Origin of the sequence: Streptomyces sp. NPDC127108, assembly GCF_042677545.1 — a bacterium.
Taxonomy (GTDB): Bacteria; Actinomycetota; Actinomycetes; order Streptomycetales; family Streptomycetaceae; genus Streptomyces.
Window position 1 is genome coordinate 12,755 of the sequence record NZ_JBHXTE010000047.1, and the last position, 14,202, is coordinate 26,956.

General features: G+C 73.4%; 11 protein-coding genes. 8 read left to right on the forward strand and 3 right to left on the reverse strand.

Annotated features, from left to right (window positions below; translation table 11 throughout):
* The first annotated feature begins 84 nt into the window (after positions 1-84).
* From coaBC to ACFVHO_RS32165, 3 genes are all read left to right on the forward strand, one after another.
* Positions 85-1,290 carry a bifunctional phosphopantothenoylcysteine decarboxylase/phosphopantothenate--cysteine ligase CoaBC gene (coaBC, locus tag ACFVHO_RS32155; RefSeq protein WP_385722375.1) on the forward strand — a complete coding sequence of 402 codons (1,206 nt, stop codon included), beginning with the start codon at positions 85-87 and terminating at the stop codon, positions 1,288-1,290.
* A 271-nt stretch (positions 1,291-1,561) separates the two neighbouring features.
* Positions 1,562-2,770 carry a methionine adenosyltransferase gene (metK, locus tag ACFVHO_RS32160; RefSeq protein ID WP_385722378.1) on the forward strand — a complete coding sequence of 403 codons (1,209 nt, stop codon included), beginning with the start codon at positions 1,562-1,564 and terminating at the stop codon, positions 2,768-2,770.
* 156 nt (positions 2,771-2,926) lie between these two features.
* Positions 2,927-5,077 carry a primosomal protein N' gene (locus ACFVHO_RS32165; RefSeq protein WP_385722380.1) on the forward strand — a complete coding sequence of 717 codons (2,151 nt, stop codon included), beginning with the start codon at positions 2,927-2,929 and terminating at the stop codon, positions 5,075-5,077.
* 335 nt (positions 5,078-5,412) lie between these two features.
* On the opposite strand, the gene ACFVHO_RS32170 is transcribed toward ACFVHO_RS32165, so the two are convergent.
* Positions 5,413-5,976, reverse strand: a complete 564-nt coding sequence (locus tag ACFVHO_RS32170; RefSeq protein ID WP_385722382.1) for a hypothetical protein — start codon at positions 5,974-5,976, stop codon at positions 5,413-5,415.
* Positions 5,977-6,438: 462 nt separating this feature from the next.
* Here ACFVHO_RS32170 and fmt point away from each other — a divergent pair, with 462 nt between their 5' ends.
* Positions 6,439-7,371, forward strand: coding sequence for a methionyl-tRNA formyltransferase (gene fmt / locus ACFVHO_RS32175; protein ID WP_385722385.1), 933 nt, complete (start codon positions 6,439-6,441; stop codon positions 7,369-7,371).
* A gap of 148 nt (positions 7,372-7,519) precedes the next feature.
* Positions 7,520-9,022: an RsmB/NOP family class I SAM-dependent RNA methyltransferase gene (locus tag ACFVHO_RS32180; RefSeq protein WP_385722388.1), complete on the forward strand. Its 1,503-nt coding sequence runs from the start codon at positions 7,520-7,522 to the stop codon at positions 9,020-9,022.
* Between the two features lie 31 nt (positions 9,023-9,053).
* On the opposite strand, the gene ACFVHO_RS32185 is transcribed toward ACFVHO_RS32180, so the two are convergent.
* Positions 9,054-9,653, reverse strand: coding sequence for a TetR/AcrR family transcriptional regulator (locus ACFVHO_RS32185; RefSeq protein ID WP_385722390.1), 600 nt, complete (start codon positions 9,651-9,653; stop codon positions 9,054-9,056).
* 153 nt (positions 9,654-9,806) lie between these two features.
* On the opposite strand from ACFVHO_RS32185, the gene ACFVHO_RS32190 reads away from it, so the two are divergent.
* The 3 genes from ACFVHO_RS32190 (at position 9,807) to ACFVHO_RS32200 (ending at position 11,967) form a co-directional block, all read left to right on the forward strand.
* Positions 9,807-10,280 carry a hypothetical protein gene (locus ACFVHO_RS32190; protein ID WP_385722393.1) on the forward strand — a complete coding sequence of 158 codons (474 nt, stop codon included), beginning with the start codon at positions 9,807-9,809 and terminating at the stop codon, positions 10,278-10,280.
* 131 nt (positions 10,281-10,411) lie between these two features.
* On the forward strand, positions 10,412-10,819 hold the full coding sequence (locus ACFVHO_RS32195) for a YciI family protein (protein WP_385722506.1): 408 nt from the start codon (positions 10,412-10,414) through the stop codon (positions 10,817-10,819).
* Positions 10,820-10,827: 8 nt separating this feature from the next.
* Positions 10,828-11,967, forward strand: a complete 1,140-nt coding sequence (locus ACFVHO_RS32200) for an RNA polymerase sigma factor (RefSeq protein WP_385722509.1) — start codon at positions 10,828-10,830, stop codon at positions 11,965-11,967.
* Between the two features lie 21 nt (positions 11,968-11,988).
* Here the strand turns inward: ACFVHO_RS32200 and ACFVHO_RS32205 are convergent, their stop codons facing one another.
* The gene (locus ACFVHO_RS32205) at positions 11,989-14,130 is read right to left on the reverse strand and encodes an MMPL family transporter (RefSeq protein ID WP_385722396.1); all 2,142 of its coding nucleotides are present in this window, start codon (positions 14,128-14,130) and stop codon (positions 11,989-11,991) included.
* Between the last annotated feature and the right edge of the window lie 72 nt (positions 14,131-14,202).

Genomic DNA, 14,202 nt, shown 5'->3' on the forward strand with positions numbered 1-14,202 from the left:
GTCCTTCACCACGGGCCCGGCAGAGCACCTGCCGGGCCCGTGGTGTGTCATGGAGTCGTACGTTTTCGAGTGCGGGGAGGCACGGTGGACAAGCCGAAGGTCGTTCTGGGGGTCAGTGGTGGGATCGCCGCCTACAAGGCGTGCGAGCTGCTGCGCCGGCTCACCGAGTCCGGACACGACGTGCGCGTCGTCCCCACCGAGTCCGCGCTGCACTTCGTCGGCGCCGCGACCTGGTCGGCGCTGTCGGGCCACCCCGTCTCCACGGAGGTCTGGTCCGACGTCCACGAGGTGCCGCACGTGCGGATCGGGCAGCACGCCGACCTCGTGATCGTCGCGCCCGCCACCGCCGACATGCTCGCCAAGGCCGCCCACGGCCTGGCCGACGACCTGCTCACGAACACGCTCCTCACCGCCCGCTGTCCGGTCGTCTTCGCCCCGGCCATGCACACGGAGATGTGGGAGCACCCCGCCACCCAGGAGAACGTCGCGACGCTGCGCCGCCGCGGCGCCCTCGTCGTCGAGCCCGCCGTCGGCCGCCTCACCGGCGTCGACACCGGCAAGGGCCGCTTCCCGGAGCCCGCCGAGCTCTTCGAGGTCGTGCGCCGCGTCCTCGCCCGCGGCGGCAAGCCCACGCAGGACCTCGCCGGACGGCACGTCGTCGTCAGCGCCGGCGGCACCCGCGAGCCCCTGGACCCCGTGCGCTTCCTCGGCAACCGCTCCTCCGGCAAGCAGGGCTACGCCCTCGCCCGCAGCGCGGCGGCCCGCGGCGCCCGCGTCACCCTCCTCGCGGCGAACACCGCGCTGCCGGACCCGGCGGGCGTCGACATCGTGCCCGTCGGCACCGCCGTGCAGCTGCGCGAGGCCGTCCTGAAGGCCGCCGCCGACGCCGACGCGGTGGTGATGGCCGCCGCCGTGGCCGACTTCCGCCCCGAGACGTACGCCACCGGAAAGATCAAGAAGAAGGACGGCGAGGCCCCGCCCTCGATCACCCTCGTCCGCAATCCGGACATCCTGGCCGAGATCGCGGGCGAGCGGCCCCGCCCCGGCCAGGTCGTCGTCGGCTTCGCCGCCGAGACGGACGACGTCCTCGCCAACGGACGCGCCAAGCTCGCCCGCAAGGGCTGCGACCTTCTCGTAGTGAACGAAGTCGGCGAGCGCAAGACATTCGGCTCTGAGCAGAATGAGGCGATCGTGCTCGGCGCCGATGGCAGTGAGACTCCTGTGCCGTACGGGCCCAAGGAGGACCTGGCGGACACGATCTGGGACCTGGTGGTTCAGCGACTGGCGTGAACCCGTGGCGTCCGCGCCGAAAACTGGGGCGAACATCACTTTCGCCCCAGTGGAGGGCTCAAACCCCGCGAATTCGGGCGGCAGGCCCTCTGGTGGAGACCGATCGTCGTATCGCACAATGCAGTGCCGCAGGTCACAGAGCTCCATGTGGCGAGACAGGTGACCGCGCGGGGGAGTGCGACCGATAAACTGGTCGAGGACGACGCCGAGCGCAGCTCTCGGCACGTCCGCCAATGATCAGCCAGCAGCCGCTGCAACCACAGGGAGCGATGTGTCCCGCCGTCTCTTCACCTCGGAGTCCGTGACCGAGGGTCACCCCGACAAGATCGCCGACCAGATCAGCGACACCATCCTCGACGCCCTTCTGCGGGAGGACCCGACCTCCCGGGTCGCCGTGGAAACGCTCATCACGACCGGCCTCGTGCACGTCGCGGGTGAGGTCACGACCAAGGCGTACGCGCCGATCGCGCAGCTGGTGCGCGAGAAGATCCTCGAGATCGGGTACGACTCGTCCAAGAAGGGCTTCGACGGCGCCTCCTGCGGCGTGTCGGTGTCCATCGGGGCCCAGTCCCCGGACATCGCCCAGGGCGTCGACACCGCGTACGAGAAGCGCGTCGAGGGCGACGAGGACGAGCTCGACAAGCAGGGCGCGGGCGACCAGGGCCTGATGTTCGGCTACGCCTGCGACGAGACCCCGGAGCTGATGCCGCTCCCGATCCACCTCGCGCACCGCCTGTCCCGGCGCCTGTCCGAGGTCCGCAAGAACGGCACCATCCCCTACCTGCGTCCCGACGGAAAGACCCAGGTCACCATCGAGTACGACGGCGACAAGGCCGTCCGCCTCGACACCGTCGTCGTCTCCTCGCAGCACGCGTCGGACATCGACCTGGACTCGCTCCTCGCCCCCGACATCCGCGAATTCGTCGTCGAGCCGGAGCTGAAGGCGCTCCTCGACGACGGCATCAAGCTGGAGACCGAGGGCTACCGCCTCCTGGTCAACCCCACCGGCCGCTTCGAGATCGGCGGCCCGATGGGCGACGCCGGTCTGACCGGCCGCAAGATCATCATCGACACCTACGGCGGCATGGCCCGCCACGGCGGCGGCGCCTTCTCCGGCAAGGACCCGTCCAAGGTCGACCGCTCCGCCGCCTACGCCATGCGCTGGGTCGCCAAGAACGTCGTCGCGGCCGGCCTCGCCGCCCGCTGCGAGGTCCAGGTGGCCTACGCGATCGGCAAGGCCGAGCCGGTGGGCCTGTTCGTCGAGACCTTCGGCACCGCCAAGGTCGACACGGACAAGATCGAGGCCGCCATCAGCGACGTCTTCGACCTCCGCCCGGCCGCGATCATCCGCGACCTGGACCTGCTGCGCCCCATCTACTCCCAGACCGCCGCGTACGGCCACTTCGGCCGCGCCGTCCCCGACTTCACGTGGGAGCGGACGGACCGGGTGGAGGCGCTGCGGAAGGCTGTGGGGCTGTAGGCACGGCTGACGCTCTTCGGTCACCGGGGCCCGGCGCTCCCCTTGGGGGAGGCCGGGCTTCGGTGCGTGCCGGAGCCGTTCCCCGGCCCCGCGGGCGGTCCAAGGTCCCCCCCGCCCGGGTCGGCACTGTCACTGCCGTCTGGTAGGAATTTGCCTGTGAGCAGCGAGAACGGTCAGTCGGGTGGCGGGGAGGGCGCCGTGCCCGAGCAGCTTGCGCTCATCAGGGACAGCGTGCGCAAGGCCAAGGTGCCCAAGGCGAAGCCGCGTACGTGGCGGGGGGCCGCGTTGGCCGGGGAGTTGCCGGTGGCGCGGGTGGTGGTCGACAAGGGGGTGCTGCACCTCGACCGGTACTTCGACTACGCGGTGCCGGAGGAGCTGGACGAGGCCGCGCGGCCCGGGGTGCGGGTGCGGGTGCGGTTCGGGGCCGGGGCGCGGAACGTGCGGCACGGGCGGCGCGAGGGCGGCGGGCTCATCGACGGGTTCGTCGTCGAGCGGTGTGCCGAGTCGGACTACAGCGGGCCGCTGGCCGCGCTCGCGCAGGTCGTGTCGCCGGAGCCCGTGCTCGACCAGGAGCTGCTGGGGCTTGCCCGTGCTGTCGCCGACCGGTACGCGGGCAGCCTCGCCGACGTGTTGCAGCTGGCCGTCCCGCCTCGGCACGCCCGCGCGGAGTCCCGGCCCTCACCGCCCGCCGCTCCGCCGCCGGCCGCGCCCGAACCGGGGTCGTGGGGGCGGTACGGACGCGGCCCGGAGTTCGTGGCGGCGCTCGCCTCCGGTGGCGCGCCCCGGGCCGTGTGGACGGCGCTGCCCGGGCCGCAGTGGGCCGACGAGATCGCCCGGGCCGTGCAGGCGACGCTCGCCTCGGGGCGCGGCGCCCTCGTCGTCGTACCGGCCGGGCGGCCCGCCGCGCGCGTCGACGCGGCCCTGCGCGAGCGACTGGGGGAGGGGCAGCACGCCGTCCTCACCGCCGACGCCGGGCAGGAGCGGCGGTATCGGGAATGGCTGGCCGTGCGGCGCGGGTCGGTGCGGGCCGTCGTCGGGACACGGGCGGCGATGTTCGCCCCGGTCCGCGACCTCGGGCTCGTCGTCATATGGGACGACGGCGACGCGAGCCACAGCGACGACAACGCCCCCTTCCCGCATGTGCGGGAGGTGCTCGAGCTGCGTGCCGCTCGGGACAAGTGCGGCTTCCTGTTGGGAAGTTGGGGCTGCACGGTCGAGGCCGCGCAGTTGGTCGAGAGCGGGTGGGCGCTGCCGCTGGTCGCCGGGCGCGAGCAGGTGCGGGGCGCCGCTCCGCTCGTGCGCACCGTCGGGGACGGGGACCTGGCGCGTGACGAGGCCGCGCGGGCCGCGCGGCTGCCCACGCTGGCGTGGCAGGTCGCCCGCGAGGGCCTGAAGCACGGGCCCGTCCTGGTGCAGGTGCCCCGTCGTGGGTACGTGCCGCGCCTCGCCTGCGAGCGGTGCCGGGAGCCCGCGCGTTGCCGTCACTGCGCCGGACCGCTGGAGGCCCGCGACAGCGGCGCGCTGTGCTGCGCCTGGTGCGGGCGCGACGAAGGATCCTGGCACTGCTCCGAGTGCGGTGGCTTCCGGCTGCGGGCGCAGGTGGTGGGCGCGCGGCGGACCGCTGAGGAGCTGGGGCGGGCCTTTCCGGCGGTGCCGGTGCGGACGTCGGGGCGGGAGCAGGTCCTCGACACAGTGGGCGGCGCGCCCGCCCTCGTGGTGAGCACCCCGGGCGCGGAACCCGTGGCCGAGGGCGGCTACGCGGCCGCCCTGCTGCTCGACGGCTGGGCCATGCTCGGCCGCCCCGATCTGCGCGCGGGCGAGGAGGCCCTGCGGCGTTGGATCGGCGCTGCCGCGCTGGTACGCGACCAGGGGGCGGGGGGCACGGTGGTGATCGTCGCCGAGCCGACCCTCCGGCCCGTGCAGGCGCTGGTGCGGTGGGATCCGGTGGGGCACGCGGTGCGGGAGTTGTCCGAGCGGGCCGAGCTGGGATTTCCGCCGGTGTCGCGGATGGCGGCGGTGACCGGGGTCCCGGACGCGCTGTCCGAGTTCCTCCGCAGTGCCGAACTGCCCCCGGACGCCGAGGTGTTGGGGCCGGTGCCGGTCGTCACCGCCATGGCCGGGCGGCCCCGGCGTCCCGGGGACCCGCCACCCGGCGAGCACTGGGAGCGCGCTCTCGTCCGGGTGCCGCCCGGCAGCGGCGCGGCACTCGCCCGGGCCCTGAAGACGGCGCAGGCCGCGCGGATGGCTCGGGGGGCGGGGCAGCAGGAGGCGGTTCGGGTGCGGATTGATCCTGCGGATATTGGCTGAGTCGGGGGGTGTTGGGTGCGTCCCGGGGGGGGAGGGCTGAGGTCGGCCGCCGGGGGCGGCGGGTGAGTTGGCGGGTCTGGGGTGAGCGGCCGGGGGCGGGTGAGCTGGCGGCTGTTGGCTGGTCCGGCTGGGGTGGGTGAGCCGGTGGGCGTTGGCTGATCCGACGGGGGCGGGTGAGCTGGCAGGTGGCGGCTGATCCTGCGGGGGTGGGTGCGTCGGCGTGCGCGGGTGCGTTGGCAGGTGTGGTGGGCCTTGGCACACGCAGGTGTGGTGGGCCTTGACGCACGGCTGCCCCCTGCCCGGTGTGGGCAGGGGGCAGGCGGCTGCCGCCCGGGTCAGCCGTTGCGCGGGCCGGGGAAGGCGCCGGGTCGCATGTCGTCGCGGAGGCCGGGGCTGCCCGCTGACGGCTGGGTCGGCATGGTGCGGGCCGCCGGGACGGAGGGCAGGGGCGCGCCCACCGGGACCGTGCGGGGCGGGGCGGGGGCCGTGGTGGCGGTCGCGGCGGTGGTCGGGTCGGGCGCGCGCTCGGGTTCGGCGCTGGTCTGGGCCGTGGTGCGGCGTGCGCCGTAGCGGCGGTGCACGGCCTGCTTGGTGACGCCGAGCGCGGAGCCCACCGCGTCCCACGAGAAGCCGAGTGAGCGGTCGAAGTCGACGGCCGCGGTCACCAGTGTCTCGACGCTGTCCCGCAGTTCCTGGGCCAGGCGGACGGTCGGAGCGGGAGCGCGTCCGTACACGACGAAGCCCGCGGAGGGGCTGGAGCGGCGCGGGCGGTAGACGTTGCCGAGCTGGGCGGTGAGGGTGCGCAGTGCGTCCACCTGCCGGCGGACCCGCTCGATGTCCCGCACCAGCAGGTGCAGGCTGGCCCGTGCCTGGGCGTCGTGGGTTGCGTGGTCGGCCATGAACAAGCCTCTCGAACCGGCGTTGAGGGATCGGGATGAAAGGAGCTGAAGGGGAAGGGAGGGGGAGGGAGAGGGGGAAGGGGGGAAGAGGGGGAAAGGGAGGGGACAGGAAGGGAAAAGGCGGGGGACGGGCGGGAAGGGGCGTTGAGGGACGGGGACGGGCTGCGTACGGGGAAGCGGGGAGTGCGGGGCGGTCCGTGTCTCGGTTCCGGTGCGGCGGTGGGGGGTTGGTGGTGCTGTGCAATGAGGAGCGGGCCGCGTGTGCGGCCCGTTGTGGTCAACTTTCTCTTGACCCAACGCGCTACGTCGTGAGGGGTCACGGTCCAGGGGCGTATGTGCATATGCGCAGGGCGCACACCCATGCGTACGCCCCCGGGAAACCTCTGGGCAGGGCCCATAGACTGGTGCGTCGCCGACCACCCGAATCCGTCGCCGACCCCCAGAGAACCGAGGTACCACCCAGTGAAGCTGGTCTTCGCAGGCACCCCCGAGGTCGCCGTCCCCGCCCTGGACGCGCTGATCGCCTCCGGCAGGCACGAGGTGGCCGCCGTCGTCACCCGCCCCGACGCGCCCGCGGGCCGCGGCCGCAGGCTGGTCGCGAGTCCGGTGGCCGAGCGTGCGGAGGAGGCCGGGATCGAGGTGCTCAAGCCCGCGAGGCCGCGTGACGAGGCGTTCCAGGCGCGGCTGCGGGAGATCGCGCCCGACTGCTGCCCGGTCGTCGCGTACGGCGCGCTGCTGCCGAAGTCCGCCCTGGACATCCCGGTCCACGGCTGGGTCAATCTGCACTTCTCGCTGCTGCCCGCCTGGCGGGGTGCCGCGCCCGTGCAGCACTCGATCATGTCCGGGGACGAGATCACGGGTGCCTCCACCTTCCTGATCGAGGAGGGCCTGGACTCCGGGCCGGTGTACGGCACGGTCACCGAGGAGATCCGGGCCACCGACACCAGCGGCGACCTCCTGACCCGGCTCGCCTTCGCGGGCTCCGGGCTGCTCGCCGCGACGATGGACGGCATCGAGGACGGCTCGCTGTCGGCCGTGCCGCAGCCCGCCGACGGCGTCAGCCTCGCCCCGAAGATCACCGTCGAGGACGCGCACATCGACTGGTCGGCGCCCGCGCTCCGGGTGGACCGCGTGGTCCGCGGCTGCACGCCCGCGCCCGGCGCGTGGACCGTGTTCCGCGGTGAGCGCCTGAAGCTGATCCAGGCCACGCCCGTCCCTGACCGCACCGACCTCGCGCCGGGTGAGATCGCCGCGGGCAAGAAGAACCTGTACGTCGGCACCGGCTCGTACGCCGTGGAGCTGCTCTGGGTGCAGGCGCAGGGCAAGAAGCCGATGGCGGCCGCCGACTGGGCGCGCGGCGTGCGGATCGCCTCCGGGGAGCGGCTCGGCGCCTGACGCCGTCCGCGAGGGACGCAGGGGTGCGAGGGGCGCGAGCGGCGGGAGTGGTGTGAGTGGGACACCGTCCGCGAGGGTGCGGGTGGGGGGTCGGACGCGGGCGACGTACGCTGAGATGGTTCGCCCCATCACCAGCAGCGGAGCACCTTTGAACGACCAGCCGAACCGGCGTCCCCGCACCCAGGGCAAGTCCTCGGGCCAGGGCAGGCCCGGCTCCCAGGGCAAGCCCGGTAACTCCGGCAAGTCCCACAAGCCGTACCGCCGCCCGCAGAAGGACCCCGTCCGCTTCCTCGCCTTCGAGGCGCTGCGGGCCGTCGACGAGCGGGACGCGTACGCGAACCTCGTGCTGCCGCCGCTGCTGCGCAAGGCCCGTGAGCAGGAGGGGCCCGAGAAGTTCGACGCGCGGGACGCGGCGCTCGCCACGGAGCTGGTGTACGGGACGCTGCGCCGCCAGGGCACGTACGACGCGATCGTCGCGGCCTGCATCGACCGGCCGCTGCGCGAGGTCGACCCGCCCGTCCTCGACGTCCTGAATCTGGGCGTCCACCAGCTGCTCGGCACCCGCATCCCCTCGCACGCCGCCGTGTCCGCGTCCGTGGAGCTGGCGCGGGTGGTGCTCGGCGACGGGCGGGCCAAGTTCGTGAACGCGGTCCTGCGGAAGGTGGCGCGGGACGACCTTGACGGCTGGCTCGAGAAGGTCGCGCCGCCCTACGACGAGGACCCCGAGGACCATCTCGCCGTCGTGCACTCGCATCCGCGGTGGGTCGTCTCCGCGCTGTGGGACTCCCTCGGCGGCGGCAGGGCCGGGATCGAGGACCTGCTCGAGGCCGACAACGAGCGGCCCGAGGTGACCCTCGTGGCGCGGCCGGGACGGTCCACGGCCACCGAGCTCCTCGACTCGCTCGACGCGGACTCGGCGCTTCCTGGCCGCTGGTCGCCGCACGCCGTGCGGCTCAGCGAGGGCGGTGAGCCCGGCTCCCTCGAGCTGGTGCGCGAGGGGCGTGCCGGAGTCCAGGACGAGGGCAGCCAGCTGGTCGCGCTCGCACTCGCGAACGCCCCCGTCGAGGGGTCGGACAGCAAGTGGCTCGACGGCTGCGCGGGCCCCGGCGGCAAGGCCGCCATGCTCGCGGGCCTCGCCGCCGAGCGCGGGGCGGTGCTCCTCGCCGCCGAGAAGCAGCCGCACCGGGCCCGCCTCGTGGGCCAGGCCCTCGCCGGGAACCCCGGCCCCTACCAGGTTGTCGCCGCCGACGGGACCCGGCCGCCGTGGCGGCCCGGGAGCTTCGACCGGGTCCTGATGGACGTTCCCTGCACCGGACTCGGGGCGCTGCGGCGGCGGCCCGAGGCGCGCTGGCGGCGGCGGCCGCAGGACCTGGAGGGCTTTGCTCCGTTGCAACGCGCGCTGTTGCGCACGGCGTTGGAGTCGGTGCGGGTCGGCGGTGTCGTCGGGTACGCCACGTGCTCGCCGCATCTCGCCGAGACCCGGGCCGTCGTCGACGACGTGCTCAAGCAGTGGGGGGACGCGGAGCTGGTGGACGCACGCGATCTGATGCCCGGCGTTCCGGCGCTCGGGGACGGGCCCGACGTCCAGCTGTGGCCGCACCTGCACGGGACGGACGCGATGTACCTGGCGGTCATCCGGCGTACGGGGTGAGCGGCGGCGCGGTCGTCGCGGGTCAGGCCGGTCAGCCGGTTTGCCCCGCGGCCCCGATGCCCGCGATCAGCACGTCCAGGCCGCCCTTGATGCGGTCCACGTCCCAGCCGCGTTCCGTGCGCTGGAAGTCGAACAGGCCCGGCGTGTACGCCATCAGGAGCAGGTCCGCCACGTAGGCGGCGTCCACGCCGGGGGCGAGCTCCGTGACCATGGCGGCGATCTGCTCGTGGTGCCGCCGGAAGGGTGCGCTGTGATAGCGCCCCGCCGGTGCGCTCGCCTCGGCGAGAAGCAGCAACTCCCGGTTTTCGTCGACGAGTTCGGCCATGCCGTGCAGGAACGCGCGCAGCCGTTCGTGCGCCGCCGGGGCCCCGTCCTCGCAGTGGCGCGTGAACGCCTCCTGGAAGCGGGTCTCGTTGTCCTCGATCAGCGCGTAGACGAGCCCTGCCCGGTTGTGGAAGCGCCGGTAGACCGTGCCGACCCCGACCCCGGCCTCCTTGGCCACCGCGTCCAGGGACAGCTCGGCGAAGCCGTCCGCCGCGAGCAGGCGCCGGGCGGCGTCCAGGATGCGGAGGCGGTTGCGGGCGGCGTCGGCGCGCTCGGTGGGGGCGGCGCGCCCTGCGGGGGTGGTCATGCGGAGCAGCGTATCCGACGTAGCGGAGACTTCTCCGGTTACCCCTTGAAAACCGGAGAAGGCTCCGCTTAAGGTTGTGTCACGCCAAGCGGAGAACTCTCCGGTTGGTGGTCCGGAGCTTCAACGCGCCTTGTCCACAAGGAGATTCACGCCATGACTGCCGTCTCCACCTCTCCCGCCACTGCCCCCGTCGCCGCTGCCGCGTCCACCCCGGCCGCCCCCCTCCTCAACGGCCAGGTCATCGGCATCGCGTACCACGCGGTCGCCGCCGTACGGGATCGGCTCCTCGCCGCTTCGGGCCTGACCTTCCACCAGTCCGTGGCGCTGAAGGCCGTGTCCGACGGGCTCGACCACGCCGGTGCCGTCGACTACATGACCGCGAAGCTCAAGATCGACGCATCGGCGGCCCGCGTCCTGCTGGCCGAGCTCTCCGACGCCGGGCTGGTCGAAGGCGCCCGGCCGTCCCTCACCGACAGGGGCGACAGCGTCCAGCGCGCGCTCACGGACGCCGTGGCCGAGACGGCCGAGCGGCTGTACGGGGACCTGCCGGAGGCCGACCGCGAGATCGCGGCCCGCGCGCTCGCCCACGTCACCACCAGGGCGAACGCCGAACTCGACGCCCTGTAGGAGCGCCCTGGACGGCCGGATCGTCGACACGAGCAAAAAACCTTCGCCGGTGATGTCGAGAAACCGTGAGCGGCTCCGTCCCCGAGGTGAACGCGACCACAATGGGTCGCACCAGCACCGAGGAGAACACCATGGCGAAGTACCTGTTGCTCAAGCACTACCGGGGCGCTCCGGAGTCCGTGAACAGCGCGCCCATGGACAAGTGGACGCAGGAGGAGATCTCCGCCCACATCCAGTACATGAACGACTTCGCCGCCCGCCTCGAGAAGACCGGCGAGTACGTCGACAGCCAGGCGCTCGCCCCCGGCGGCACGTTCGTCCGGTACGACGGCGAGGGCCGCCCGCCCGTCACCGACGGCCCGTTCGCCGAGACCAAGGACCTCATCGCCGGATGGATGGTGATCGACGTCGACAGCTACGAGCGCGCCCTCGAACTGGCCGGAGAGCTGTCGGCCGCCCCCGGGGCGGGCGGCGAGCCGATCCACGAGTGGCTGGAGCTGCGGCCGTTCCTGGGTGAGTCGCCCACCGTCACGGAGTGACGTCGTCCATGAACGAGGCCCTGCTCAGGAGCCTCACACCGAGCGTCCTCGGGATCCTCGTCCGCCGCGGAGCCGACTTCGCGGCGGCCGAGGACGCCGTGCAGGACGCCCTGGTCGAGGCGGTCCGGGTGTGGCCGTCCGACGAGCCGAGGGACCCCAAGGGCTGGCTCGTCACCGTCGCCTGGCGCAAGTTCCTCGACGCGACCCGGTCGGACACCGCCCGCCGCCGCCGTGAGGACCGCCTCGACGAGGAACCCCCGCCCGGACCCGCGGCCGCGGTGGACGACACGCTCCAGCTCTACTTCCTGTGCGCCCACCCGTCGCTGACACCGTCCTCCGCCGTCGCGCTCACCCTGCGCGCCGTCGGCGGCCTCACCACCCGCCAGATCGCGCAGGCCTACCTGGTGCCCGAGGCGACCATGGCGCAGCGCATCAGCCGAGCCAAGCGCACGGTCTCCGGCGTGCGCCTGGACAGGCCCGGCGACGTCGCCACCGTGCTGCGCGTCCTCTACCTGGTCTTCAACGAGGGGTACTCCGGCGACATCGACCTCGCCGCCGAGGCCATCCGGCTCACCCGGCAGCTCGCCGCCGCCATCGACCACCCCGAAGCGGCGGGGCTGCTCGCCCTCATGCTGCTCCACCACGCCCGGCGCGCCTCCCGGACCACGCCCGACGGGGGTCTGGTGCCGCTCGCCGAGCAGGACCGCACCCGCTGGGACACCGCGGCGATCGCCGAGGGCATCGGGATCCTCCAGGCGGCCCTCGCCCGCGACCGCCTCGGCGAGTTCCAGGCCCAGGCCGCCGTCGCCGCCCTCCACGCCGACGCGCCCACCGCCGAGGGGACCGACTGGGTGCAGATCGTCGAGTGGTACGACGAGCTCGCCCGCCTGACCGACAGCCCCGTCGTCCGGCTCAACCGCGTGGTGGCCGTCGGCGAGGCCGACGGTCCGCGCGCCGGGCTCACGGCGCTCAAGGACATCGACGAGACCGTCCCGCGCCACGCCGCGGTGGCCGCGTACCTCCACGAGCGCGACGGCGACCTGACGACCGCGGCACGGCTGTACGCCGAGGCCGCCCACGAGGCGTCCAACCTCGCCGAGCGGGAGTACCTGACGCGGCAGGCCGCCCGCCTCAACGCCCGCCGGTGACGCCGCCGGACCGCCCGCCCCTCAGCGACGGGCCTCCTCGCGCGCCAGCGCATGGGGCCACCACACCTTCGGGCCCACGTCCAGGAACAGGGCCGTGACCAGGACCGAGCGGACAATGAAGGTGTCCAGGAGGACGCCGAGCGCGACCGCGAAGCCGATCTCGACGAACGCCACCATCGGGATCGTGGCGAGCGCGGCGAAGGTGCCCGCGAGGACCAGACCCGCCGAGGTGATGACCGCCCCGGTCGCGGAGAGGCCGGTCAGCACACCGGGACGGGTGCCCTGGCGGGCCGCCTCCTCGCGGATGCGGGTCGACAGGAAGATGTTGTAGTCGATGCCGAGCGCGACGAGGAAGACGAAGACGAACAGCGGGAAGTCCGTGGACTCGCCCGGGAAGTCGAAGACGTGGCGGAAGACGAGCGCGCTGATGCCGAGGGCCGCCGAGAACGACAGGATCACCGTCGCGATCAGGAGCAGCGGGGCGACGACGGCGCGCAGCAGGACGCCGAGGATCAGGAGCACCACCAGCAGCACCAGCGGGATGATCAGCTTGTCGTCGCGGATGGTCGCCTTGTCCATGTCGAGCAGCGTCGCCGTACCGCCGCCGACGTGCGCGTCCGCGTCCGGCACGGCGTGCACCGCGTCCCGGACCCGCTCGACGGTGTCCTTGGCCGCCTTCCCGTCGGCCGGATCGGTGAGGATCGCCTCGACAAGGACCTTGCCGTCGTGCTCGGCCTTCGTGCCCGGGGGTACCGAGACGCTCTCCCGCTGCACACCGCGGGTGTTCTGGACGGCACGCCTGACCTCGTCGGCCTGTGCCCTGTCCGCGATGACGACCATCGGATCGCCGGTGCCCGCGGGGAAGTAGTCGGCCTTCACCTCCTGGCCCGTGACCGAGTCCGGCTTGTTGATGAAGGAGTCCTCGTTGCTGACCCCGGCCGCGCGCAGCTGGAGCAGGCCGAGGGCGAGCGCCGCGAGCGCCAGCGAGGTGGCGATCCAGGTCTTGCGGGGACGGTCGGCGATCCGGCGCCCCATGCGCGCCCACACGCCCTTCTCGGCCGGGTCGGCGCTGCCCTCGTGCGGGACCAGCGGCCAGAACAGCCAGCGGCCGCAGATCACGAGCAGCGCGGGGAACAGCGACAGCATCGCGAGCACCGCGACCGCGACACCGATCGCCGCGACGGGGCCGAGCCCGCGGGTGGAGTTCATCTCGGCGGCGAGCAGCACCAGCATGCTCAGGACGACGGTCGCGCCGGACGCGAGCACGGCAGGGCCCGCCCGGTGCAGGGCCAGGGCCATCGCCTCGTGCCGGTCCCCGTGGCGGCGCAGCTCCTCCCGGTACCGGGCGACGAGCAGCAGTGCGTAGTCCGTGCCCGCGCCGAAGACGAGGACGGTGAGGATGCCCGCGCTCTGGCCGTTGACGGTCAGGTCCGCGTGCTCGGCGAGCAGGTAGATGAGCGCCTGCGCCGCGTACAGGGACACGAACGCCGAGACCAGCGGGACGAACAGCAGGATCGGGCTGCGATAGGTGATGAGCAGGGCCACCACGACGACCGCGCCCGCCGTCAGGAGCAGCGTCGAGTCGATCTCCGCGAAGGCCTCGGACAGGTCGGCGGAGACACCGGCGGGCCCGGTGACGTACACCTCCAGGCCGTCCTCGCCGTCGCCCACCTTGTCCTTGACGTCGTCGACGGCTTCCGGCAGGTCGTTCCAGAGGTCGTTGTCCATCGTCAGCGGCACGTACACCTGCGCCGCCCGCGCTCTGGCGCCGGGCTTGTCGAACGCCGGACCGCGGGTCTCGTCGCCGCGGATGAAGTGCGAGCGCAGCTGTCTGACCTCGCTCACACCGTCCGCGATCCGCGTCCGGTCCCGCTCCGTCAGCGGGCCGTCCTCGCGGGCGAAGAGGATCACCATCGGCATGGTCTCGGGGCGGAAGCCCTCGGAGGTGTCCAGGACCCGGGTGGACTCCGCGGACCGGGGCACCCAGGACGACGCGGTGTTGTCCTGCTTGTCGGCGAGTTTGGAGGCCAGCGGCGCGGCGAGCACCAGGACGATCAGCCAGAACACCAGGACCAGCCACTTGGCGCGTGGTCCGCAGACCAGCCAGGCCACTCCCCGGCGTTCCTGGCGCTCGTTGTCGGACCGCGTCCCAGACCGAGACATGGGCATGGTCGTCCCCCTGCTGTCCCACGCGCTGGCGGTGGACGCACAGCATGGCACGCGGCGCGCGGGCCG

Coding starts and splice junctions, on each gene's coding strand:
- ACFVHO_RS32205 (WP_385722396.1), bottom strand. CDS start 14,130: ATGTCTCGGTCTGGGACGCGGTCCGACAACGAGCGCCAGGAACGCCGG.
- ACFVHO_RS32185 (WP_385722390.1), bottom strand. CDS start 9,653: ATGACCACCCCCGCAGGGCGCGCCGCCCCCACCGAGCGCGCCGACGCC.
- ACFVHO_RS32195 (WP_385722506.1), top strand. CDS start 10,412: ATGGCGAAGTACCTGTTGCTCAAGCACTACCGGGGCGCTCCGGAGTCC.
- ACFVHO_RS32200 (WP_385722509.1), top strand. CDS start 10,828: ATGAACGAGGCCCTGCTCAGGAGCCTCACACCGAGCGTCCTCGGGATC.
- ACFVHO_RS32170 (WP_385722382.1), bottom strand. CDS start 5,976: ATGGCCGACCACGCAACCCACGACGCCCAGGCACGGGCCAGCCTGCAC.
- ACFVHO_RS32190 (WP_385722393.1), top strand. CDS start 9,807: ATGACTGCCGTCTCCACCTCTCCCGCCACTGCCCCCGTCGCCGCTGCC.